The sequence below is a fragment of the Serratia sp. CY47444 genome (assembly GCF_052168635.1).
GTDB lineage: Bacteria > Pseudomonadota > Gammaproteobacteria > Enterobacterales > Enterobacteriaceae > Serratia > Serratia bockelmannii.
On the sequence record NZ_JBJNMH010000011.1, the window covers coordinates 51,023 to 71,707 of the forward strand.

Below are 20,685 nucleotides of genomic sequence, written 5' to 3' on the forward strand. Positions count from 1 at the left end.
GTTAAGGAGAACTCATGAGCCTGCAGATCCGTTTGGCGCAGCAGCGAGATATCGCGCATCTGATGGCGGTTGAACGTTCGGCGGCGCAGCTGTTTCGCCAGCAGCCGGAATGGCGCTTTATCGCCGAAGGCGAGGTGATGGCCCCGAAACAGCACGCCGCGTTTATCGCCGAGCGCCGTGAATGGCTGGCGGAAAGCGACAACGGTGAGTGCGCCGGTTTTATCGCCGTGTTGGCTCAGGGGGAAGACTGGCATGTCGCCGAATTATCGGTCGCCGCTGCCTGGCAACGGCAGGGCGTCGGCCGCCGCCTGATCGGCGCGGTGGTGGAAGAAGCCAAACGGCAGGGCGCCACTCGCCTGACGCTCACCACCTTCATTGATGTGCCGTGGAATGCGCCCTACTACCGGCGGCTGGGATTCCGGCCGCTCGACGACGCGCGGCTCACGGTCGCCCTGCGGCGGCACCTGGATGAGGATCTGGCGCACGGCTTTGCCGTCGGCAGTCGCTGTGCCATGGAATTTACACTATCGTAAATATTGAAATACAGAGCGGGCAGGGTATGATGCAGCCACCACGCCATCGCACCCGCTCGGTATTTTGGTATGCAATGCACTCAAGTCACCGCATAAGGGACAACCCGTAATGACACAAACCCTGTTCATGATAGGCGCTCGCGGAGCCGGCAAGACCACGGTAGGCAGCGCATTGGCGCTGGCGTTGGGCTATCAGTTTGTCGATACCGATCTGTTTATGCAGCAAGCGGTACAGATGAGCGTGGCGGAAATGGTCGAGCGCGAGGGCTGGCTGGGGTTCCGTCGCCGCGAAACCATCGCGTTGCAAACCGTGACCAAACCGTCAACTGTAGTTGCCACCGGTGGCGGCGCGATCCTGGCGGAAGAGAACCGTCAGTTTATGCGCCAGCATGGCACCGTTATCTATCTGCGCGCGCCGGCCAGCGTGTTGGCGCAGCGGTTGGAAGAGTACCCGGAAGATGCGCAGCGCCCGACGCTCACCGGCAGGCCGATCGCCGAAGAGATGCTCGAGGTGCTGGCGGCGCGTGAAGCGCTGTATCAGGACGCCGCGCATTACGTGATGGACGGCGCCGCCGATCCGCAGCGGGTGGTGGAGCAAATCCTCGCGGTGCTGCCGCGTGAGACGGTGAAATAACCCTTTCTTCTCTTCGGGCGCTGGGCGCCCGTTTTCCTATTCCGTTTGCCGAGCGGCCGCAAAGTACGCCCCGGGCGTGACGCCGAAGCGGCGGCGAAAGGCGGCGATGTAGGCGCTGACGTTGTCGTAGCCGCAGGCGTCGGCCACCTCGGCGACCGCTGCGCCGCGTGATAATCCCTCCAGTGAACGCAATACCCGCGCCTGCTGGCGCCACAGCGCGAAGCTGATGCCGGTTTCCTGCACAAAGTGGCGGCTCAGGGTGCGCGGGCTGAGCCCGGCCCAGTCGGCCCAGTCGCGCTGGCTGCGCAGGCTGGCGGGATCGTTCAGCAGCGCCCGGGCGATGTTCAGCAACCGGGCGTCCTGCGGCAGCGGCAATTGCAACGGCGCGCGGCTTGCCGCGTGCATTTCATCCAGCAGCACCTGCAGCAGCCGCCGTTGCGGCGCACTCAGTGGGCCGGCGGGGAACTGCGCGATACGCTCCACCAGGGCCTGCAACAGCGCAGAGGCCGTGAACAGCTGCGGCTGCGGCGGCATCTCCGGCACGCTTTCCCCCGGCAGATACAGACTCCAGCCCGCCACGTCGCCGCAGGCCAGCGCCTGATGGGCGCATCCCGGCGGCAGCCAGCCCAGCGTACCGCCGGTGATCGCCCATTGCCGGCCCGGGAGTTCCATTGCCAGCATGCCACGCGTCAAGAGATAGATCTGGCCGCCTTCGTGCCGGTGCCAGGGCGTCAGGTGCTTTTTTTCATGCTGAAGGCGTTGGCTGCGGATCTGCGTCATGTTGGCCGTTTAACGTTATTGAAAGTCTTGATGTGGTTATTATGCCATCGCCTGGCCGGGATAGGATCGCCGTTCACCCTATTTCGGAGAAACGTGATGACTCAAGTTACCCCACTGAACCTGGTGCTCGATACGCTGCAGCAGGTCGTCGCCAGCCCGGAGCATCGGCCGACGCAGCTCGCTGCCCGTTTCAGCGCAGACTACCGCCAGCAGGTGGATGGCAAGGTGCTGAACTTCGAGCAGTTTGAGCAACATATGGCGCTGCTGAAACGGCAAACCCGCCGCATGACGCTGAGCGTGATCGCGGCGGCGGAGCAGGGCGAGGCAGTGCTGACCCACCATCTGGTCGAGGTGGAAAAGCGCGACGGTACCCGCAGCCGCGTGCGGGTGCTGGCGCACTTCACCGTGCGTGAAGGCCGCATTTGCGCCTGCGACGAACTGACCGAGCTGTTGGCGGGCGCCCCCGGCGATCGCGATCTTGGCTCGCGCGTGCCGGAATGAGGGCGGCTGCTATACTTGCTACTGTGTGAAACACACGGGAGAACGGCATGCGCGAAAATGATCAACCTGCTTATCCACGGAGCGCCCGCGTCGTTGAGGTGTTTCGGGGCGACCCGAACCTGCATCTGCGCCGTTTTGAAGTGCGCACCGACGACATTGAGCCGAATACGCTGCTCAGTGAACATGAAACCGAGCAGGAAGCGCTCGACGCCAAGCACCGCTATGAAGACGAGGCGCTAGAGCTCTGACCTGCTGCACAGCGGAAACCGGCGCCAGGCCGGTTTCCTGTTTATCCCCCCGCGTTAGCATATATTTCCCAGAACAATATTGATAATGATAATCATTTATGTGATTTTTATCGCCCCTATTGGGTGTTTCACTTCTGGGAAAAGAGATGTCCAATTCCGAGTTGCAGGCGCTGTTTCTGCGCCATATGCGGCCGCTGCAAGCCTATTTGAACGCCAAACTGCGCGACCCTCAGCTGGCCGCGGATTTGGCGCAGGAAAGTTTTACCCGCCTTACCGAGCAATATCCGCAGGGTAACATTCTCGATATCGAAGCCTACCTGTACAAAACCGCCAAAAACCTGATGCTCGACCATGTGCGCCAGCAGCAGCGGCGGCAGACCGAAGCGGTCGAAGACGACATTCTGGCGCAGTATCCCTCCAGTGAACCGGCGCTTGAACAACGGGCGATCGATAGCCAATTGCTGCAGCTGTTGCAGCAGGCGCTAGCGGACATGCCGCCGCGCACGCAGCAAATTTTCCGCCTTAACCGGCTCGATGGCCTGACCCAGGCGCAGGTGGCGGCGCAGCTGGGCGTGTCGCTCAGTACGGTGGAAAAACACCTGGCCAGCGCGCTCGAGCGGCTGATGGCGCGGATGGAAGAACAATAATGGCAATTTTTTTACGGGTTTATCCGCGCTCAGACGTCTTAACCTATAACCAGAAAAAACAGAGGTCTATGCCATTATGAAACCGCTAACCGCACAGGCGCGACAGCAGGCGGCCGCCTGGGCCGTGAGTCTGGCCGAAGGGGCGCTGCCGGCCGATCGGCGGCGAGCGTTGGACGCCTGGCTGGCCGCCGATCCGCAGCATCCGGCGGCGCTGCGTCAGGCTCGCCTGCTGTGGACGACGCTTGGGCAACTGCCGCCTGAGCAGCGGCAGGCGTTACAACCGCAGGTGGCGGCGCTGAAAACGCCCTCTCGCCATCGATGGCCCCGCTGGGCGGTGGCAGCGGCGGTGGCGCTCGCCGTTTCGTTCGGCGTTTATCGCGGGCCGGATCTGTGGATCGGCCTGCAGGCCGATTATCAAACCGTTCGCGGTGAGGTGCGCGAAGTTGCTTTGCCGGACGGCAGCCGGGTGGCGCTGGACAGCGGCAGCGCGATCGCGCTGGCGTATTCCGCAGATGAGCGCAAGGTGCGGCTGCTGAGCGGCGCCGCCTATTTTATCGTCGCGCCGTTGGGCGGGGCGGAAAGCCGTCCGTTCAGGGTGGAAGCGAAAAACGGCGTCACCCAGGCGCTGGGCACCGAGTTCAGCGTGGCGCGCACTGAACAGGGCGTCGACGTCAGCGTGCATCAGCACAGCGTGCGGGTGACGCTTGAGCGCGGCGAGCGCTCGCTGGTGGTCGCGCAACGCCAGGCGGCGCATTACCGCAACGGGCAGCTGCAGCTGACGCGGCAAACGGCCGGCGATGACGCTTGGCGACGCGGCTGGCTGGTGATCGACCGCCAACCGCTGACGCAGGCGCTCGCGCAGCTCAACCGCTATCGCGGGACCCGCATCGTGGCGGTCAATCCCGCGCTAAGAACGCGCACCGTGAGCGGTGTGTTCGCGCTCAATAAACTCGACGACGGCGTCGGCGCCATTCGTCAGGAACTCTCCGCCCGCCAGCTGAATCTCCCCGGCATCACGCTGCTTTACTGAGCGGCCAAGGCGGGCCGGGATGCCCGCTTCGCCGTTATTTTCACTTTCTGTAAAAAATCTTTACGGGTTTTTGCCTCCCGGAACGTCCTTATGTTTAAACGAGATTGATTTCCATTATCACTTAGTTTGGCATTCTTTCGGGTGGAACACACACGCATGCTTATTCACAAGGGAACCACGCCGGCCGGCCGATTGGCCACGGCGGTACGCGCCGCGCTGGCGGCGATGATGTTGACTCAGCCGGCTGTGGCGCTCGCCGTCCAGGCTGAGGCGAACGGCGCGCAGGCCGCACAGCAAAAGAATTTCAACATTGCGGCGCAGCCGCTGCAGAGCGCCATGTTGCGCTTCGCCGAGCAGGCCGGCATGCAGGTGTTTTTTGACGAGGTGAAACTCGACGGCATGCAGGCGGCGGCGCTGAACGGCAGCATGAGCGTTGAACAGGGCCTGCGGCGCTTGATCGGCGGCAATCCGGTGGCTTTCCGCCTGCAGCCGCAGGGGCAAATCGTATTGAGCCGGCTGCCGACGGCGAACGGCGACGGTGGCGCGCTGGCGTTGGACAGCCTGACGGTGCTGGGTGCCAGCGGCATCAACGCCAACGATTGGGTTTACGACGAACCGCGCTCGGTCAGCGTCATCAGCCGCGAACAGATGGACAACCGCCCGGCGCGACACGCGGCCGATATTCTGGAGCAGACTACGGGAGCCTATTCCAGCGTCAGCCAGCAAGATCCTGCGCTGTCGGTCAACATCCGCGGCATACAAGACTATGGCCGGGTGAACATGAATATCGACGGCATGCGGCAGAATTTTCAAAAGAGCGGCCATGGCCAGCGTAATGGCACCATGTACATCGATTCCGAACTGCTGTCCGGCGTGACTATCGACAAGGGCACCACCGGCGGCATGGGCAGCGCCGGCACGCTCGGCGGCATTGCCACCTTCAATACCGTCAGCGCGAGCGATTTCCTGGCGCCGGGCAAAGAGCTGGGCGGCAAGCTGCACGCCAGCACCGGCGATAACGGCACCCACTTCATCGGCAGCGGCGTACTGGCATTGGGCAACGAAACCGGCGATATCCTGCTGGCCGCCAGCGAACGCCACCTCGGCGACTATTGGCCCGGCAACAAGGGCGATATCGGTAACATTCGCATCAATAACGACACCGGCAATTACGATCGCTACGCCGAGAGCATCAAGAACAACAAAATCCCCGACACAAATTACCGTATGCACTCGCGGCTGGCCAAGGTGGGCTGGAATCTGCCCGCCAACCAACGCCTGCAGCTGAGCTATTTGCAGACCCAGACCGCGTCGCCGATCGCCGGCACGTTGACCAACCTGGGCACCCGCCCGCCCTATGAACTGGGCTGGAAGCGCACCGGTTACAGCGACGTGATGGCGCGCAACGCGGCGTTTGATTACAGCCTGGCGCCGGAAGACGTCGACTGGCTCGATTTTCAGGCCAAGCTGTATTACGTCGATACTCAGGATGACAGCGACACCTACAGCACCAGCTCGCTGCTGGACAACGGCTACGCGACGCGTACCCGCCTGCGTACCTACGGCGCGCAGGCGCAAAATACCTCGCGCTTCAGCCTGGCGCCGGGGCATGACTTCCGCGCCAACTACGGGCTGGAGTTTTATTACGACAAGGCAACCAGCGACTCTTCCCGCCAAGGCATGGAAGGGGTGACGCCGGCCGGCAACCGTTCGGTCGCCAGCTTGTTCGCCAACCTGACCTACGACTACGACGGCTGGCTGACGTTGGAGGGAGGGCTGCGTTACGACCGCTATCGCCTGCGCGGCCAGACCGGCCTGAGCTATCCGGATTTGGCCAAGGATGGGCAACGCTACACGATTGACAATCCTTGCAAAGCGTTGCGTCTGACCGGCTGTTCAACCACGACCCGCGAAGATTGGGACGTGGATCGCGATCAGGGCAAGCTGTCGCCAACGCTGGCGGTGGCGGTGCGTCCCGGCGTGGAGTGGCTGGAGCTGTATTCCACCTACGGCAAATCCTGGCGGCCGCCGGCGATCACCGAAACGCTGACCAACGGCAGCGCGCACAGTTCATCCACGCAATACCCCAACCCGTTCCTGCAGCCCGAGCGCTCGCGCGCCTGGGAAGTCGGGTTCAATGTGCAGCAGCCGGATCTGTGGTTTGAGGGCGATCGGTTGGTGGCGAAGGTGGCCTACTTCGATACCAAAGTGGATAACTACATCAACCTGGCGATAGACCGCAATAAACCGGGGCTGGTGCAGCCGAGCATCGGCAATGCTGCTTACGTCAACAACCTGTCGAAAACCCGCTTCCGCGGGCTGGAGTACCAGCTCAACTATGACGCCGGGGTGTTCTACGCCGACCTGACCTATACCCACATGATCGGCAAAAACGAGTTCTGCTCGAACAAGGCCTGGTTGGGAGGGCGTCTGCGCTACGGCGATGGATCGCGCCGCGGCAACTTCTATGTTGAGCCGGATGCCGCTTCCAATGACTTCGTCACGTGTGACGGGGGGACGCAGTTCGGCTCCGCCGCCTACCTGCCAGGCGATCGCGGTTCGGTGACGCTGGGCGGCCGCGCCTTCGATCGCAAGCTGGACGCCGGGGTGACCGTGCGCTTTGCGCCGGGCTATCAGGACAGTTCGGTGCCGTCCAATTACCCGTACCTGGCCGACTGGCCGAAGTACACCCTGTTCGATCTGTACGCCAGCTACAAGCTGACCGACAGCCTGACGCTGCGCGGCTCGGTGGAGAACCTGACTAACCGCGCCTATGTCGTTAGCTACGGCGAGACGCTGGCCAATACCCTCGGGCGCGGCCGCACCGTGCAGGGCGGGGTGGAATACCGTTTTTAAGCAGTAAAAGGGCGTTGCTCATCCTTGAGCACAAGGGCCGCCTCGCAAGGGGCGCCGTTCATCAATGGAGATAGAGAAATGGCATTTTCAGTCAATTATGACAGCAGCTTCGGCGGTTACAGCATTCATGACTATCTGGGCCAGTGGGCTTCGACATTCGGTGATGTCAATCACACCAACGGCAATGTCACCGACGCCAACAGCGGCGGCTTCTATGGCGGCAGCCTGTCCGGCAGTCAGTATGCCATCAGCAGCACGGCAAACCAGGTGACCGCCTTCGTGGCGGGCGGCAATCTGACCTACACGCTGTTCGAAGAACCAGCACACACCCTGTACGGTCAGTTGGATTCGCTGTCGTTCGGCGACGGTTTGAGCGGCGGCGATACATCGCCGTACAGCATTCAGGTGCCTGACGTCAGCTTCGGCGGCCTGGATCTCAGCAGCCTGCGCGGCGAAGGCCACGATGGCGTGGTGCACCAGGTGGTGTACGGCCTGATGTCCGGCGATACCGGCGCGCTGGAGACCGCGCTGAACGGCATCCTCGACGACTACGGCCTGAGCGTCAATTCCACCTTCGATCAGGTGGCGGCGGCGACGGCGGTGGGCGTGCAGCACGCCGACAGCCCGGAACTGCTGGCGGCCTGATTGCGGCTGTTTGCCCGCCGGCGCCGTGCGCCCCGGCGGGCATTTTCTCGTTTTTAGCCGATGGAAAACGCCATGAAAAACGCCGTCAGGCGCGGAGAAGTGATGAGCGTGCTGGCCGCATACCGGCGCGGATTTTGGGGCATCGCGCTGTTTACCGCGGTGATCAACCTGTTGATGCTGGCCCCGGCGCTGTACATGCTGCAGGTCTACGATCGCGTGTTGCCGTCGGGCAACCGCATGACGCTGGCGATGCTGACCCTGATGGTGGTCGGCCTTTACCTGTTTATGGGGCTGCTGGAGTGGGTGCGCAGCCAGGTGGTGATCCGCCTCGGCGCCCAGATGGATATGCGCCTGAATCAGCGGGTCTACGACGCCGCCTTCGAAACCAATCTGAAAACCGGCAACCCGCTGGCGGGGCAGGCGCTGAACGATCTGACCAACCTGCGCCAATTTGCCACCGGCAATGCGCTGTTCGCCTTTTTCGATGCCCCCTGGTTCCCGGTTTATCTGCTGGTGGTGTTTCTGCTCCACCCCTGGCTTGGCGCGTTGGCCAGCGCCGGGGTAATCGTGCTGGTGCTGCTGGCCTGGCTCAACCAGCGAGTGTCGCAAGCGCCGCTCGCGGAGGCTGGCCGGGTCGCGCTGAGCGCCACGCAGCAGGCCAACGGCAACCTGCGCAACGCCGAAGCCATTGCCGCCATGGGGATGCTGACCGACTTGCGCCTGCGTTGGTTGCGGCAGCATCAGCAGTTCCTGCTGTTGCAGAACCGCGCCAGCGAGAAAATCGCCGCCGTCACCGCCTGGTCGAAAACCGTGCGGCTGGCGCTGCAGTCGCTGATGTTGGGCTGCGGCGCGCTGCTGGCGGTCAACGGCGACATTACGCCGGGCATGATGATCGCCGGATCGATCCTGATCGGCAGGGTGCTGGGGCCGATCGATCAGCTGATCGGCGCCTGGAAGCAGTGGTCGTCGGCGCGCCAGTCTCTGCAGCGGCTGGAGGTGATGCTGGCCGCCAACCCGCCGCAGGCGGCGAGCCTGCCGCTGCCGGCCCCCAATGGCACCTTGACCGTGAATCAGCTGGCCGCCAGCGCGCCCGGCGGGAGCGCACCGGTATTGCACGGCGTCAGTTTTCGTCTGGAGGCCGGTGAGGTGCTGGGCGTCATTGGCGCATCCGGCTCGGGCAAAACGCTGCTGATGCGCCAACTGGTCGGCGCGCTGACGCCGCTCAGCGGCGACGTGCGGCTGGACGGCGCGGATATCCGGCAGTGGGATAAACAGCAGCTGGGGCCGCATATCGGCTACTTGCCACAGGATATCCAGCTGTTCGCCGGTACCCTAACGGAAAACATCGCCCGCTTTGGCCAGGTTGACGCCGAGAAGGTGGTGGCCGCGGCCGCGCTGGCCGGCGTGCACCAATTGATACTGCATTTGCCCAAAGGGTATGAAACTGAGCTGGGTGAGGGCGGCAGCGGCCTGTCCGGCGGCCAGCGTCAGCGGGTGGCGCTGGCGCGCGCGCTGTACGGTTCTCCGGCGTTGGTAGTGCTGGATGAACCGAATGCCAACCTCGATCGTGAAGGGGAAGAGGCGCTGCAGCGGGCGATCGAAGCGTTGAAGGCGCGCGGTACCACCATCGTGTTGGTGACCCACAAACCGGCGATCCTGGCGACCACCGACAAATTGCTGGTGCTGGCCGCCGGCCAGGTGCAGCACTTCGGCCCCAGCGACGCCATCCTGAAGAAACTGCCTGGTTTTGCGCCTGCAGCCGTACCGGCCAACGTCGGCCGCAGCAGCGGCGGCTTCAACGTCAACTACGCCAACTTTGCCAAAACGGCCAGCGGTGAACGAAAAGTATGAGCAATCAGAGTGTGATCCCCGGCGATATCGACGCCCTTTCCCGACAGTTCGACGAAGGGCGCCATCTGCGGCTCGGCGGCTGGCTGGTGCTGTTGGGGTTTGGCGGCTTCCTGCTGTGGGGGCTGTTGGCGCCGCTGGACAAAGGCGTGCCGGTTTCCGGCAGCGTGGTGGTGGCCGGCAACCGTAAGGCGGTGCAGCACCCGAGCGGCGGCGTAGTGTCGCAAATTCAAGTGCATGAAGGCGACCGGGTTCGCGCCGGGCAGGTGCTGTTGCTGATGGATACCGTCGACAGCCGCACCCAGCGCGATGCGCTGCGCAGCCAGCAGTTGAGCAACGCCGCGCAGCGGGCGCGGCTGCAGGCCGAACGCGACGGCCTGCAGGCGATCGCTTTCCCGGCATTGCTGCAGGCGCGGCGGGAGGAGCCAGAGGTGATGTCGTTGATGCTGCTGCAGCAGCAGCTGTTCACCAGCCGCCGAGCGGCGCTGCAGAGTGAGCTGGCGGCGATCGCGGAGAGCATTGCCGGATCGCAGGCGATGCTGGAAGGGATCCGTCAGTCTTACGCCAGCAAGCAACGGCAAAAGGCCATGTTGCAGGAGCAGCTGAGCGGTATGCGCAAACTGGCTGCGCAGGGGTATGTGGCGCGCAATCGGCTGCTGGATCTGGAAGGGCAGCATGCGCAGATCGACGGCCAGGCGTCCGAGGACACCGGGAATATCGGCCGCCTGGGCCGCCAAATACTGGAGCTGAAGCTGCGGGCGATCCAGCGGCGGGAAGAGTATCAGAAAGAGGTCAGTAGCCAGCTGGCCGAGGTGCGGATGAAGCTGGACGAACTGGATAACCGCCTGGCCAAGGCGGAGGCCGATCTGGGTCATACGCAGGTGAAAGCGCCGGTGGCGGGCACCGTGGTGGGGCTGAGCGTGTTCACCGAAGGCGGCGTGATCGGCGCCGGTCAGCAACTGATGGAGATCGTGCCCAGCGAGCGGGGGCTGCAGGTGGAGGCGCGTATCCCGGTCGAACTGATCGACAAGGTGCAGGTAGGGCTGCCGGTCGAACTGTTGTTCTCGGCGTTCAACCAAAGCACCACGCCGCGCGTCGAGGGCGAGGTGACGCTGGTCGGGGCCGATCGCCTGACCGACGAGAAAAGCGGCGCGCCCTATTACAGCGTGCGCGTCAAGGTCAGCGAAGCGGGGCTGCAACGCCTGAACGGGTTGGAGATCCGCCCGGGGATGCCGGTCGAAGGCTTCATCCGCACCGGCGAGCGTTCGATGATGAACTACCTGTTCAAACCGCTGACCGATCGCCTTCATCTGGCGCTGACGGAAGAGTGAGCATGTCGGTTTCGCCGCTGCCTTTCGCCGCACCCGGTGCCGTCATGCCCTGGCGCCGTTGCCTGGTGCTGGTGCTGGCAATGCACCTGCTGGTTGTGGCGCTGTTCTGGCCCTGGCGGGACCAGGCCGCGCCGGCGTGGGTGCCGCCGCCGGCGGTTATGGTGGTGATGGCCGCCGCACCGCAGGCCCCGGCTGAGGTAAAACAACCGCCGGGGCAAATGACGCCGCCGCCTCAGGTTGAACCGCCGTCGCCGCCGGAACCCTTGCCGACGGTGAAGGTGCCTGAAGCCGTGCGGCCGAACATCGCCGTACCGCCGAAGCAGAAAAAACCGCCCAAGCCGGTGAAGACTCCCCCCCTGCCGCGCACACCGCCGCAGGAGAAAACGATCGCGCCGCCGAAGGTTCAGGAGCAAAGCGTCGGTGCGCCACCGCCGGGCCGGGCGGATAAAACGGCCGCGCCGCAAACTCGCCTGACGCCCTATGCTCAGGCGGGAGTGGACAACTGGCGCAGCCGCATCAGCGGCCGCCTGAATCGTTTTAAACGTTACCCCAAAGACGCATTGCGGCTAAAGCGCCAGGGCGTCGGGCAGGTGCGTTTCACGTTGGACAGGCAGGGCCATGTGCTGGCGGTGACGCTGGTCAGCAGCGCCGGGTTGCCGTCGCTGGATCGCGAAATCCAGGCGCTGGTCAAACGCGCTTCGCCGCTGCCCACGCCGCCGGCGGACGCCTACGTCAACGGCACGGTGGAATTGACGTTGCCGATCGATTTCAGTTTGCGCGGCGCGGGTTTCTGAGCCGCGGCAATATCTCCTCCTGAGAAAATCATTTTTCAGCAGCTTGTCCTGCTGTTCATTATTTTCAGAGCGTATCGTTATTTTATTCGGCGAGGATAAGTCGGCGTTCTACGCAATATTTTCATTTGAAAAGCACGAATGCCTTTTATTTTGCGGCTGACAAAAAATAAACAGCTTGACGCTGCGGAGTTCGGGTTTTAGTTTTTAATTATAAAACAGGAACTGAGTTCCATATAGTGGAACAAGGCGAATCATGACAACGCTGGAAAATGCCGCTGCGGTATTAAAACTCTTTTCTCAACAACGTGTGATGCATGGCCAACCGGGTATTGCATTCAGCGACGTGGTTGAGCAATTGGCGCTGCCGAAAAGCACGGTATCGCGCCTGCTGCAGACCATGGAAAATCAGGGCATGCTGGAGCGCGATCCCGATAGCCGGCGTTATCACATCGGCGCGCTGTTGCTGGCGGCATCCAGCCACTATCTGTCGATGCCGCTGGTGGACAACCTGGCGGCCAGTATGGCGCAGCTGTGCCGCCAGACAGCGTGTACCGGCTACCTTTCGATATTGGAAGGGCAGGAGATCATGGTGATGCGCATGTTTCCCGGCCGCCACTTTTTGCAGGTGGTCACCCCGGCGGGTTACCGTTCGCCAGCGGCGGAAACCTCGGTCGGCCGGGCGATACTGGCGCGTGAAAGCGACGAGCAGGTTCGGGCGCGTTACGCCGGCGGTTACCGGGCGACTTCGCCCAATGCGCCGCAAACGTTGGATGCGCTGTTGCAGACGTTGCAGCAGGTGAGGCGTCAAGGATGGTCGCTGGCGCGCAATGAAACCTTGAACAGCATCAGTTCGCTGGCGACCGCGCTGGTGAACAAGCACGGCAGCGAGACGGTGGGGTTGTGCCTGTCCTTCCCCTCGCAGGGCGAGGAGCAGCCGTTTGTACCGGAAGTCTTGGCCGAATTAACCGCAGTCAGCCGCCAACTGGCGGAAAAATATGGCGATGATTATTGGCAGCAGATCAAATAACGCGCCTGAGCTATTGTGTTGCATCATAATTAACGAGCGCCGACACCAGGGAACTCATTAATTATATTTCACCGTATTTTATTGGTAAGAAATAGACAGGCTGAATAAGAAAATAATCACGTTGTGACACCGGTAGTTCCAAATAATGGAACTGCCGCGGCGAGCTATCGTTTGGCGTTATTTCCGCCACGCAGCAGGAAATATTCAGGGAAACCAAGCATGAAATCAAATAATCCGCTAAAAGAGGCCGGCACGCTGTTGGTCATGGCGCTACTTTCGGTGGTGGGGGCGATCATCGGCGTTCAGCTGATCACCACGCTGGGCGTGACGCCCAACACCTCGATCATCGGTGCGCTGATTGCCATGCTGTTGGCACGCATTCCGCTGAAAATGTTCCAACGCTACCGCTCGGTGCACACTCAGAACCTGGCGCAGACGGTGATCTCCTCTGCCACCTTCGGCGCGGCCAATTGTCTGCTGATGCCGATTGCGGTGCCTTACGTGATGGGGCAACCGCAGCTTATTTTACCGATGTTCTGCGGCGTGGCGGCGGCGATGTTGCTTGACGCCTATCTGCTTTATCGCCTGTTCGATACCAAAGTGTTCCCCGCCGCCAATGCCTGGCCGCCCGGCGTCGCCGCCGCGGAAGCGATTAAAGCCGGCGATCGCGGCGGCAAGCAGGCCTGGCTTTTGGTGGTGGGCGTAGGGGTAGGTATCGCCGGATCAATGCTCAAGATCCCCATGGCGGCCTTCGGCACCGCCTTTATCGGCAATATCTGGGCGCTGAGCATGTTTGGCGTCGGGTTATTGTTGCGGGCTTACGCCGATCCGGTGGCCGGTTTCGATATCAATGCCCATTTTATTCCGCACGGCGTGATGGTCGGCGCCGGCCTGGTGGCGCTGATCCAGGTTGCGCAGGTGATCCGCAGCCGCCGCGCCGATAGCGCCGGTTATACCCAACCGGACAGTGCGGTAAGCAAAGCGCTCGGCCTGGGCGCGGTCGGCTACATCGCCATCGCCGCGTTTTTGGCTCTGATCGGCGGGCTGTTCAGCGAGATGTCGCTGCCGATGTTGGCGCTGTTCGTGATATACGCGGCGTTCGCCGCTTTCGTTCATGAGCTGATCGTCGGTATCGCCGCCATGCACTCCGGCTGGTTTCCTGCGTTCGCGGTGGCGTTGATCACCCTGATCGTCGGTATCCTGATCGGTTTCCCACCGCTGGCGCTGTGCATCCTGACCGGTTTTACCGCCGCCACCGGGCCGGCCTTCGCAGACATGGGCTTTGATTTGAAAGCCGGCTTCATCCTGCGTGGCTACGGCGAGGATCTGCGGCAGGAGCTGCTGGGGCGCCGCATTCAGCTGTTTGCGGCGCTGATTGCCTTCCTCATCGCCATTCCGGTGGTTTACCTCTCTTATCACAGCTATTTCCTGCAGGACCTGATCCCGCCGGTCGCGCGCGTTTACGCGAAGACCATCGAGGCCGGTGCGCAGCCGGGTATCGCCTGGAGCCTTTTGATCTGGGCGATCCCCGGCGCCGTGGTACAGCTGATCGGCGGCCCTAAGCGCCAGCTCGGTGTGTTGCTGGCAACCGGTCTGCTGATCAATAACGCCTTGGCCGGGTGGGCGGTGCTGGTGGGTATCGCGCTGCGCGTGGCGATCCTGCGCCGTTGGGGCGATCGTGGCCGCACACCGATGGAGATCATGGCGGCCGGGTTTATCGCCGGCGACGCGCTCTACAACTTCTTCAGCTCGATTTTTTCCAGCAAGGGCAAATAGCCCCTGCCGATGACATTGGTGAGGTAAAACGACCATGAGTTTGCAACAAACGCTGCAGGTTTTTGAATTGATTGATAGCGCATTCGTCAGCGGCCAGGACGTCGTCGATCTGTTTGCGCCTTACCCGGCGATCCGGGCCAGCACCTTGCGCGCCGACGGGCCGAAGGGCGGTACCGATTTCGTGCGCATCGAGATCCCCGGTAGCGCAGGCCAATTCGCTGGCGGTGCGGCGCCGACGCTGGGCATTATCGGCCGCCTGGGCGGCATCGGCGCGCGGCCGACGCGTATCGGGCTGGTGTCTGACGGCGACGGCGCGATCGCCGCCATTGCCGCCGCGCTGAAGCTGGCAGAGATGCAGCGTAAGGGCGACACGCTGCCGGGCGATGTGATCGTCACCACTCATATTTGCCCGAACGCGCCGACCCGGCCGCACGATCCGGTCGATTTTATGGATTCGCCGATCGATGACGTGACGATGAACGATAATGAAGTGGTGCCGGAGGCTGACGCCATCCTGTCGATCGATACCACCAAGGGCAATCGCATCATCAACCACAAAGGCTATGCGCTGTCGCCGACGGTGAAAGAGGGCTACATCCTGCGGGTGGCGGAAGATCTGCTGCGCATCATGGAGATGACCAGCGGCCGCCCGGCGGTGACCTTCCCGATCACCACGCAGGATATCACCCCTTATGGCAACGGTGTGCATCACCTCAACAGCATCCTGCAGCCCTCGACCGCTACTGCGGCGCCGGTGGTCGGCGTGGCGATTTGCAGCGAATCGGTGGTGCCGGGCTGCGGCACCGGCGCCAGCCATGAAACGGACATCGCGCTGGTGGTCAAATTCGCGGTGGAGGTCGCCAAAGAATTTGGCCGCGGCACTTGCCGGTTCTACGATGCTGCCGAATTCGGCCAGCTGCTGGCGCTGTACGGCAGTCTGAGCCACCTGCAAAAAAGGAGATAGACCCATGACGGCTTCATTCGCCACGCTGACCCTCGGTCAGGCGCCGCGCAGCGATATCATGCCGCTGCTGTCTGCTTATCTGCCGGCGGAGCGGGTGAGGCACGTCGGTTTGCTGGACGGCCTGGATGCCGGGCAGATCGCCGAGCGTTATGCGCCGCAACAGGGCGATAAGCTGCTGGTGTCGCGCCTGTTGGACGGCACGCAGGTGACGCTCTGTGCCGCTCGCGTTGAAAGCGGGTTGCAGCAGAAGATCCGCGAGTTGGAAGCGGCGGGGTGCCAGGTGATCCTGCTGCTGTGCACCGGCGAATTCGGCGAATTGCAGGCGGAACAGGCGCTGTTGCTGGAGCCGGATCGCATTATTCCGCCGTTGATCTCCGCGATCGTCGGCGCACACCGCGTCGGCATCGTGGTGCCGATGGCGGAACAGGTTGAGCAGCAGGCGCGTAAATGGCGGCAGCTGGCGACGCCGCCGAGCTATGCCGTCGCCAGCCCCTATCTGGCAGATGATGCCGCGCTGGAGCAGGCGGCTTGCGCACTGCTGCGGCAGGGGGCGGAGGTGGTGGTGCTAGACTGCATCGGTTATCACCAGCGTCACCGCGCCTTTTTGCAGGCGCGTCTGTCGGTGCCAGTGTTGTTGTCGAACGTACTGGTCGCCAAGCTGGCTGCAGAGTTAGTCGACTGATTCAAATAGCGAAAAGTTACCGCTCGACGCGGTCTCAGGCGCTTTGCGCCCGTGGATCTCCCCGGGGTTCAGCAGCCCTGACTGCCGGTGAGAAGCCCGGCAGCGTTTTACTCTGCGCCGCGATCGCATTTCGCGCGAAAAACCAGTGACAGATCAACCGCAATCCCCCAATATGGATTTTCCATCAAGATGATTACGCGGGTGCCAGTCTATGCTGAAAGTGAATGAGTATTTTGCCGGAAAAGTGAAGTCTATCGGTTTTGACAGTAGCAGCATCGGTCTTACCAGCGTGGGCGTGATGGAAGAGGGCGAATACACCTTCTCCACCGCGCAACCGGAAGAAATGACGGTGATCACCGGGGCGCTGAAAGTGCTGCTGCCAGGGGCGCCGGACTGGCAGGTGTTTACGCCGGGTGAGAAGTTCTTCGTGCCGGGGCACAGCGAGTTCAACCTGCAGGTGGCCGACGCGACCGCCTATCTGTGCCGCTATCTGAGCAAATAAACGTTGCTCGTTAGGGGAACGCAGGGCTCAGCGGATGCTGGGCCCTGGTCGTTTCTGCGGCGGGATTAACGCTGGGCTTCGCCGCCGAGCGCTTCGATGGTGTTTTTGATCAACGCCGCCAGCTCGCTGGTCATCAGGATAAAGTCGGCGTCAAAGCGCTGGGCGAAGTCGTCGCGATCGATGTCGTCGTTCTGCTCGCGCAGCGTGTCGGCGAACTTCAGGCGCTTGAGCGAGCCGTCGTCCGACAGCATCAGCTGAATGCGCTCCTGCCAATCCACCGCCAGCTTGGTCACCAGCTTGCCGGCTTCGATATGCACCGCGATTTCGTCACTGATCAGATTCTGTTTCTTGCAGCGGATCACGCCGCCTTCTTCCAGAATCGCTTTCAATTCCGCTTCATCCTGAATGGCGAAGCCGGCCGGCATCTCGCCGGAACGCACCCATTCGGTCAGCGTCAGTTCGATCGGGCTTTCCATCGTCAGCGGCACCACCGGCAGCGAGCCGAGGCTCTTGCGCAGCAGCGCCAGCGTATCTTCGGCGCGTTTGGCGCTGGCGGCATCGACCATGATCAGATCGTTGACGGTGTCGATCCACATGAAGGTCTGGTTGAAGCGGCTGAACGCGCGCGGCAGCAGGCTGTGCAGCACTTCGTCCTTCAGCGCGTCTTTCTCGGTTTTCTTCAGTTTGCGGTGTTGTTCCGCCTCCAGGCGCTCAATCTTGGCCTGCAGCTCTTGCTTGATGACCGGCGACGGCAGGATTTTCTCTTCCTTGCGCGCGCAGATGACGATCTGGCCGTTGACCGCGTGCGTCAGCGCATCGCTGTGCGAGCCCATCGGGGAGACCCAGCCAGTCTTCGCCATGTCCTGGCTGCCGCACGGCGTGAAGGCGAACGCGCTGAGTTGTTTTTCCATTTCATCCGCGTTTAACGCCACTTCGCGGCTCAAACGGTAAACCATCAAATTCTTAAACCACAGCATAATGTTATCCCTGGCAGGGCGTGCGCTCGGCACGCTGATTCGTCAAAAGCAGGGCGGCATGATAACGAATTGACGCTGAAAAATCGCCCCATTCTCTCCGAATTGCGTTGCTTTACGCACCGAGAAAGGGCGGGGTGGAGGGTGGGAAACAGGTGATTCATCTGCGCGCTTACATTAGGCTGTGGCAACGCTACGTGGCATCGAGGAGAAAAATACGTGCGCATTGGCATCGACTTGGGTGGGACGAAAATTGAAGTGATTGCGTTGGCGGACGACGGGCGGGAGCTGTTTCGCCATCGCATCGCCACGCCGCGCCATGACTATGGGCAAACCCTGGCGGCGATCGCCGGGCTGGTGAAGCTGGCGGAAGATCATACCGGCGAATTGGGATCGGTCGGGATCGGCATTCCCGGCACGCTGTCGCCGTTTACCGGGCGGGTGAAGAACGCCAACTCGGTATGGCTCAACGGCCAACCGCTGGACAAGGATCTGTCGGCGCTGCTGGCGCGCGAGGTGCGTATCGCCAACGACGCCAACTGCCTGGCGGTGTCGGAAGCTACCGACGGCGCAGGCGCTGGCGCGAAAACGGTGTTCGCGGTCATTATCGGCACCGGCTGCGGCGCCGGCGTGGCGCTGAGCGGCCAGGCGCATTCTGGCGGCAATGGCATCGCCGGCGAGTGGGGCCACAACCCGCTGCCGTGGCAGGATGACGATGAGCTGCGTTACGCTCGCGACGTGCCGTGTTACTGCGGCAAGCCGGGCTGCATCGAAACCTTTATTTCCGGCACCGGTTTCGCTACCGACTATGCGCGCCTGAGCGGCAACGCGCTGCAAGGGCATGAGATCATGGCGCTGAGCGAGCGGGGCGATGCGCTGGCGGAGCAGGCGATCGTTCGCTACGAAATGCGGTTGGCGAAATCGCTGGCGCACGTGATCAACATGCTGGATCCGGACGTGGTGGTGCTCGGCGGCGGCATGAGCAACGTGGATCGCCTGTACCGCACGGTGCCGCAGCGGGTGAAAAGTTGGGTATTTGGCGGCGAGTGTGAAACGCCGATCCGCAAGGCGGTTCACGGCGACTCCAGCGGCGTACGCGGTGCGGCCTGGCTGTGGCCGCAACAGCAGCGCTAAACGTTGCAGCAAAGCGCGAGGCTGCTCGCGCTTTAAACCCTTCCCTGTACAAAAACTGGACGGCGTTTTATGATTTAGCTAACTTAGCTAAGGAGGACGCGTATGCCGATTCAGGCCAATATGCACGAAGCCAAATCCAATCTGAGCCAGTTGGCGGACAGAGCCGCGGAGGGAGAAACCGTGATTATTGCAAAAGCAGGGAAGCCGTACGTACAGCTGGTCGCCATCAAGGGGGAAGCGCGCCGCCCTGGCGCCGCCAAGGGCAAGTTCACCGTGCCGGCGGATTTCAACGCCGAGGATGCGGCCATTGCGGCGTTGTTTGAGGGCGATGCATGAAGCGCCTGTTGCTGGATACCCACGCGTTGCTGTGGTGGCTGATCGATGACGCCTGCCTGGGCGCGAACGCCAAAAGGCAGATCGCCGATCCGGGCAATGCGGTGTACGTCAGCGCGGCCAGCATTTGGGAGATCTCGATCAAGCAGGCGCTGGGCAAACTGGCGCTGCCGGAAGATATCTTTGCGATCATCGAGGCCGAAGATTTTCTGTCGCTGCCGATGGACGCCTTTCACTGCCAACAGGCCGGGCAGTTGCCGCCCTATCATCAGGATCCTTTCGATCGCATGCTGATCGCACAGGCGCAGGCTGAAGGGCTGACGCTGGTCTCCGCCGACGCGGTGTTTCCGCAGTACGGCGTGCGGGTAGCCGACGCTCGCCGTTAAGCCGGCTTTTCCTCGCTTTCGCTGCGCACCCGTTCGATATGAATGGTCAGAAACATCATCTCTTCCGTGGTGAGCTGATGCTGATAGTGCTTTTCGATGTGGCGGTTGATCTTACCGGCGCAGGCGAATGACTCACGGTACTTCTCTTTCACCACCTGATAGAGCGAGTCGTCGTCGCTGTCGACGTAGTTTTTCCCCAGCAGGCGCTGGGCGAAGAATTTCAAATGGGTGACGAAACGGTGGTAGCTCAGGGATTCCTCGTTGTAATCAAAGCGGAAATGGTATTTGACCAGGTTGAGGATCTCTTGCATCACGCGGGTAATATGCAGCGTGTTGTGCATCTCGTCGTTAAGCTGGGCGTTGACCAGGTGTAGGGCGATAAATCCGGCTTCGTCCTCCGGCAACGCGGTGTCCAGCCGTTGGGCGATCAGGGCCAGCGCCTCCAGCCCGACGGCGAACTCGGCCGGATAGAGCTTTTTAATCTCCCACAGCAACGCATTTTTGATATCCAGCCCTTGCGCATGGCGCTGCAGGGCGAAGTGGATGTGATCGGTCAGCGTGATGTAGACGATGTTATGCAACTTGCCCGGCAGGCGTTCGCGGGCGAGAGTAATGATCTTGTCGGCGGTGGTGACGCAGGCTAATGGGATCTCGGCGAGCAGCTCTTTATAGCGCTCGGCGGTTTCTCCGCCGTTATGGGTGAATACCTTTTCGATCAGGCTTTCGTCCAGCGTATCGCCGGGCTTCTTTTTAAAGCCGATTCCTTTTCCCATCACCACCGTCTCTTCCTGACGGTCGTCCAGCGTAATCACCACGTTATTATTGAGTATTTTAGCGATTTTCATGGTTTTTCCCGGTGTTTCAGCATCCTGAAAACGAAAAAACCTGACGCCCGGGAGCGATCCCGGGTGTCAGGTTTTGCCTGTATTTTATGTTTCTTCCCTGCGGCCCTGAGCGGCGGAGGGGATACAGTAACAATCCTATTATGTTGGCATAATAACCCGTGCCCGCCGCGGCTCAACGCTTTTCACTGCGGAGTGCCGCCGCGGTCACACTTCTG

General features: G+C 62.0%; 22 protein-coding genes. 19 read left to right on the top strand and 3 right to left on the bottom strand.

Features of this window, described 5'->3' with window-relative positions; genetic code table 11:
- The first annotated feature begins 14 nt into the window (after positions 1–14).
- Both ACJ8IL_RS15265 and aroL read left to right on the top strand, forming a co-directional pair.
- Entirely contained in the window at positions 15–533 is a 519-nt protein-coding gene (locus tag ACJ8IL_RS15265; protein ID WP_049206222.1) for a GNAT family N-acetyltransferase, read from the top strand.
- A gap of 109 nt (positions 534–642) precedes the next feature.
- Positions 643–1,167 (top strand): shikimate kinase AroL, encoded by a 525-nt coding sequence (gene aroL, locus ACJ8IL_RS15270; RefSeq protein WP_025301720.1) that lies wholly within the window; start codon positions 643–645, stop codon positions 1,165–1,167.
- A gap of 36 nt (positions 1,168–1,203) precedes the next feature.
- On the opposite strand, the gene ACJ8IL_RS15275 is transcribed toward aroL, so the two are convergent.
- Entirely contained in the window at positions 1,204–1,947 is a 744-nt protein-coding gene (locus tag ACJ8IL_RS15275; RefSeq protein WP_197770064.1) for a helix-turn-helix domain-containing protein, read from the bottom strand.
- Positions 1,948–2,043: 96 nt separating this feature from the next.
- On the opposite strand from ACJ8IL_RS15275, the gene ACJ8IL_RS15280 reads away from it, so the two are divergent.
- From ACJ8IL_RS15280 to ppnP, 14 genes are all read left to right on the top strand, one after another.
- The gene (locus tag ACJ8IL_RS15280) at positions 2,044–2,448 is read left to right on the top strand and encodes a nuclear transport factor 2 family protein (RefSeq protein WP_043135601.1); all 405 of its coding nucleotides are present in this window, start codon (positions 2,044–2,046) and stop codon (positions 2,446–2,448) included.
- A 47-nt stretch (positions 2,449–2,495) separates the two neighbouring features.
- On the top strand, positions 2,496–2,696 hold the full coding sequence (locus tag ACJ8IL_RS15285) for a YaiA family protein (protein WP_004940491.1): 201 nt from the start codon (positions 2,496–2,498) through the stop codon (positions 2,694–2,696).
- 146 nt (positions 2,697–2,842) lie between these two features.
- Positions 2,843–3,343, top strand: a complete 501-nt coding sequence (locus tag ACJ8IL_RS15290; protein WP_197770066.1) for an RNA polymerase sigma factor — start codon at positions 2,843–2,845, stop codon at positions 3,341–3,343.
- A gap of 76 nt (positions 3,344–3,419) precedes the next feature.
- Positions 3,420–4,373 (top strand): FecR family protein, encoded by a 954-nt coding sequence (locus tag ACJ8IL_RS15295; protein ID WP_025301724.1) that lies wholly within the window; start codon positions 3,420–3,422, stop codon positions 4,371–4,373.
- A gap of 156 nt (positions 4,374–4,529) precedes the next feature.
- On the top strand, positions 4,530–7,229 hold the full coding sequence (locus ACJ8IL_RS15300) for a TonB-dependent receptor (protein ID WP_197811595.1): 2,700 nt from the start codon (positions 4,530–4,532) through the stop codon (positions 7,227–7,229).
- Positions 7,230–7,307: 78 nt separating this feature from the next.
- Positions 7,308–7,874 carry a heme acquisition protein HasA gene (locus ACJ8IL_RS15305; RefSeq protein ID WP_197770070.1) on the top strand — a complete coding sequence of 189 codons (567 nt, stop codon included), beginning with the start codon at positions 7,308–7,310 and terminating at the stop codon, positions 7,872–7,874.
- Between the two features lie 72 nt (positions 7,875–7,946).
- Complete coding sequence (locus ACJ8IL_RS15310; RefSeq protein ID WP_047572472.1) at positions 7,947–9,725, top strand: type I secretion system permease/ATPase; 1,779 nt, start codon at positions 7,947–7,949, stop codon at positions 9,723–9,725.
- Complete coding sequence (locus ACJ8IL_RS15315) at positions 9,722–11,053, top strand: HlyD family type I secretion periplasmic adaptor subunit (RefSeq protein WP_197815266.1); 1,332 nt, start codon at positions 9,722–9,724, stop codon at positions 11,051–11,053. The genes ACJ8IL_RS15310 and ACJ8IL_RS15315 overlap by 4 nt, the downstream gene beginning before the upstream one ends.
- A 2-nt stretch (positions 11,054–11,055) precedes the next feature.
- Positions 11,056–11,847, top strand: coding sequence for an energy transducer TonB (locus tag ACJ8IL_RS15320; RefSeq protein WP_442516649.1), 792 nt, complete (start codon positions 11,056–11,058; stop codon positions 11,845–11,847).
- A 253-nt stretch (positions 11,848–12,100) separates the two neighbouring features.
- Positions 12,101–12,874 carry an IclR family transcriptional regulator gene (locus ACJ8IL_RS15325; protein ID WP_025301730.1) on the top strand — a complete coding sequence of 258 codons (774 nt, stop codon included), beginning with the start codon at positions 12,101–12,103 and terminating at the stop codon, positions 12,872–12,874.
- Positions 12,875–13,093: 219 nt separating this feature from the next.
- On the top strand, positions 13,094–14,650 hold the full coding sequence (locus tag ACJ8IL_RS15330; protein WP_049209291.1) for an OPT/YSL family transporter: 1,557 nt from the start codon (positions 13,094–13,096) through the stop codon (positions 14,648–14,650).
- Positions 14,651–14,684: 34 nt separating this feature from the next.
- Positions 14,685–15,614: a DUF1177 domain-containing protein gene (locus ACJ8IL_RS15335; protein ID WP_025301732.1), complete on the top strand. Its 930-nt coding sequence runs from the start codon at positions 14,685–14,687 to the stop codon at positions 15,612–15,614.
- A gap of 4 nt (positions 15,615–15,618) precedes the next feature.
- Positions 15,619–16,296: an AroM family protein gene (locus ACJ8IL_RS15340; protein WP_049206213.1), complete on the top strand. Its 678-nt coding sequence runs from the start codon at positions 15,619–15,621 to the stop codon at positions 16,294–16,296.
- A gap of 211 nt (positions 16,297–16,507) precedes the next feature.
- Positions 16,508–16,798 carry a pyrimidine/purine nucleoside phosphorylase gene (gene ppnP, locus ACJ8IL_RS15345; RefSeq protein WP_004940463.1) on the top strand — a complete coding sequence of 97 codons (291 nt, stop codon included), beginning with the start codon at positions 16,508–16,510 and terminating at the stop codon, positions 16,796–16,798.
- 65 nt (positions 16,799–16,863) lie between these two features.
- Here ppnP and rdgC read toward each other — a convergent pair whose 3' ends face one another.
- Positions 16,864–17,775: a recombination-associated protein RdgC gene (gene rdgC, locus ACJ8IL_RS15350; protein ID WP_004940461.1), complete on the bottom strand. Its 912-nt coding sequence runs from the start codon at positions 17,773–17,775 to the stop codon at positions 16,864–16,866.
- 216 nt (positions 17,776–17,991) lie between these two features.
- Here rdgC and mak point away from each other — a divergent pair, with 216 nt between their 5' ends.
- The 3 genes from mak (at position 17,992) to ACJ8IL_RS15365 (ending at position 19,625) form a co-directional block, all read left to right on the top strand.
- Complete coding sequence (gene mak, locus ACJ8IL_RS15355; RefSeq protein ID WP_025301734.1) at positions 17,992–18,906, top strand: fructokinase; 915 nt, start codon at positions 17,992–17,994, stop codon at positions 18,904–18,906.
- 102 nt (positions 18,907–19,008) lie between these two features.
- Complete coding sequence (locus tag ACJ8IL_RS15360) at positions 19,009–19,242, top strand: type II toxin-antitoxin system Phd/YefM family antitoxin (protein WP_025301735.1); 234 nt, start codon at positions 19,009–19,011, stop codon at positions 19,240–19,242.
- Positions 19,239–19,625: a type II toxin-antitoxin system VapC family toxin gene (locus ACJ8IL_RS15365; RefSeq protein ID WP_049206211.1), complete on the top strand. Its 387-nt coding sequence runs from the start codon at positions 19,239–19,241 to the stop codon at positions 19,623–19,625. The genes ACJ8IL_RS15360 and ACJ8IL_RS15365 overlap by 4 nt, the downstream gene beginning before the upstream one ends.
- Here ACJ8IL_RS15365 and licT read toward each other — a convergent pair.
- On the bottom strand, positions 19,622–20,470 hold the full coding sequence (gene licT / locus ACJ8IL_RS15370; protein ID WP_043135622.1) for a BglG family transcription antiterminator LicT: 849 nt from the start codon (positions 20,468–20,470) through the stop codon (positions 19,622–19,624). The genes ACJ8IL_RS15365 and licT overlap by 4 nt on opposite strands.
- Positions 20,471–20,685: the final 215 nt, after the last annotated feature.

What these genes read in the sequence shown, in the direction of transcription:
- ACJ8IL_RS15265 (WP_049206222.1), top strand. Translation starts at nt 15, where the DNA reads ATGAGCCTGCAGATCCGTTTGGCGCAGCAGCGAGATATCGCGCATCTG.
- aroL (WP_025301720.1), top strand. Translation starts at nt 643, where the DNA reads ATGACACAAACCCTGTTCATGATAGGCGCTCGCGGAGCCGGCAAGACC.
- ACJ8IL_RS15275 (WP_197770064.1), bottom strand. Translation starts at nt 1,947, where the DNA reads ATGACGCAGATCCGCAGCCAACGCCTTCAGCATGAAAAAAAGCACCTG.
- ACJ8IL_RS15280 (WP_043135601.1), top strand. Translation starts at nt 2,044, where the DNA reads ATGACTCAAGTTACCCCACTGAACCTGGTGCTCGATACGCTGCAGCAG.
- ACJ8IL_RS15285 (WP_004940491.1), top strand. Translation starts at nt 2,496, where the DNA reads ATGCGCGAAAATGATCAACCTGCTTATCCACGGAGCGCCCGCGTCGTT.
- ACJ8IL_RS15290 (WP_197770066.1), top strand. Translation starts at nt 2,843, where the DNA reads ATGTCCAATTCCGAGTTGCAGGCGCTGTTTCTGCGCCATATGCGGCCG.
- ACJ8IL_RS15295 (WP_025301724.1), top strand. Translation starts at nt 3,420, where the DNA reads ATGAAACCGCTAACCGCACAGGCGCGACAGCAGGCGGCCGCCTGGGCC.
- ACJ8IL_RS15300 (WP_197811595.1), top strand. Translation starts at nt 4,530, where the DNA reads ATGCTTATTCACAAGGGAACCACGCCGGCCGGCCGATTGGCCACGGCG.
- ACJ8IL_RS15305 (WP_197770070.1), top strand. Translation starts at nt 7,308, where the DNA reads ATGGCATTTTCAGTCAATTATGACAGCAGCTTCGGCGGTTACAGCATT.
- ACJ8IL_RS15310 (WP_047572472.1), top strand. Translation starts at nt 7,947, where the DNA reads ATGAAAAACGCCGTCAGGCGCGGAGAAGTGATGAGCGTGCTGGCCGCA.
- ACJ8IL_RS15315 (WP_197815266.1), top strand. Translation starts at nt 9,722, where the DNA reads ATGAGCAATCAGAGTGTGATCCCCGGCGATATCGACGCCCTTTCCCGA.
- ACJ8IL_RS15320 (WP_442516649.1), top strand. Translation starts at nt 11,056, where the DNA reads ATGTCGGTTTCGCCGCTGCCTTTCGCCGCACCCGGTGCCGTCATGCCC.
- ACJ8IL_RS15325 (WP_025301730.1), top strand. Translation starts at nt 12,101, where the DNA reads ATGACAACGCTGGAAAATGCCGCTGCGGTATTAAAACTCTTTTCTCAA.
- ACJ8IL_RS15330 (WP_049209291.1), top strand. Translation starts at nt 13,094, where the DNA reads ATGAAATCAAATAATCCGCTAAAAGAGGCCGGCACGCTGTTGGTCATG.
- ACJ8IL_RS15335 (WP_025301732.1), top strand. Translation starts at nt 14,685, where the DNA reads ATGAGTTTGCAACAAACGCTGCAGGTTTTTGAATTGATTGATAGCGCA.
- ACJ8IL_RS15340 (WP_049206213.1), top strand. Translation starts at nt 15,619, where the DNA reads ATGACGGCTTCATTCGCCACGCTGACCCTCGGTCAGGCGCCGCGCAGC.
- ppnP (WP_004940463.1), top strand. Translation starts at nt 16,508, where the DNA reads ATGCTGAAAGTGAATGAGTATTTTGCCGGAAAAGTGAAGTCTATCGGT.
- rdgC (WP_004940461.1), bottom strand. Translation starts at nt 17,775, where the DNA reads ATGCTGTGGTTTAAGAATTTGATGGTTTACCGTTTGAGCCGCGAAGTG.
- ACJ8IL_RS15360 (WP_025301735.1), top strand. Translation starts at nt 19,009, where the DNA reads ATGCCGATTCAGGCCAATATGCACGAAGCCAAATCCAATCTGAGCCAG.
- ACJ8IL_RS15365 (WP_049206211.1), top strand. Translation starts at nt 19,239, where the DNA reads ATGAAGCGCCTGTTGCTGGATACCCACGCGTTGCTGTGGTGGCTGATC.
- licT (WP_043135622.1), bottom strand. Translation starts at nt 20,470, where the DNA reads ATGAAAATCGCTAAAATACTCAATAATAACGTGGTGATTACGCTGGAC.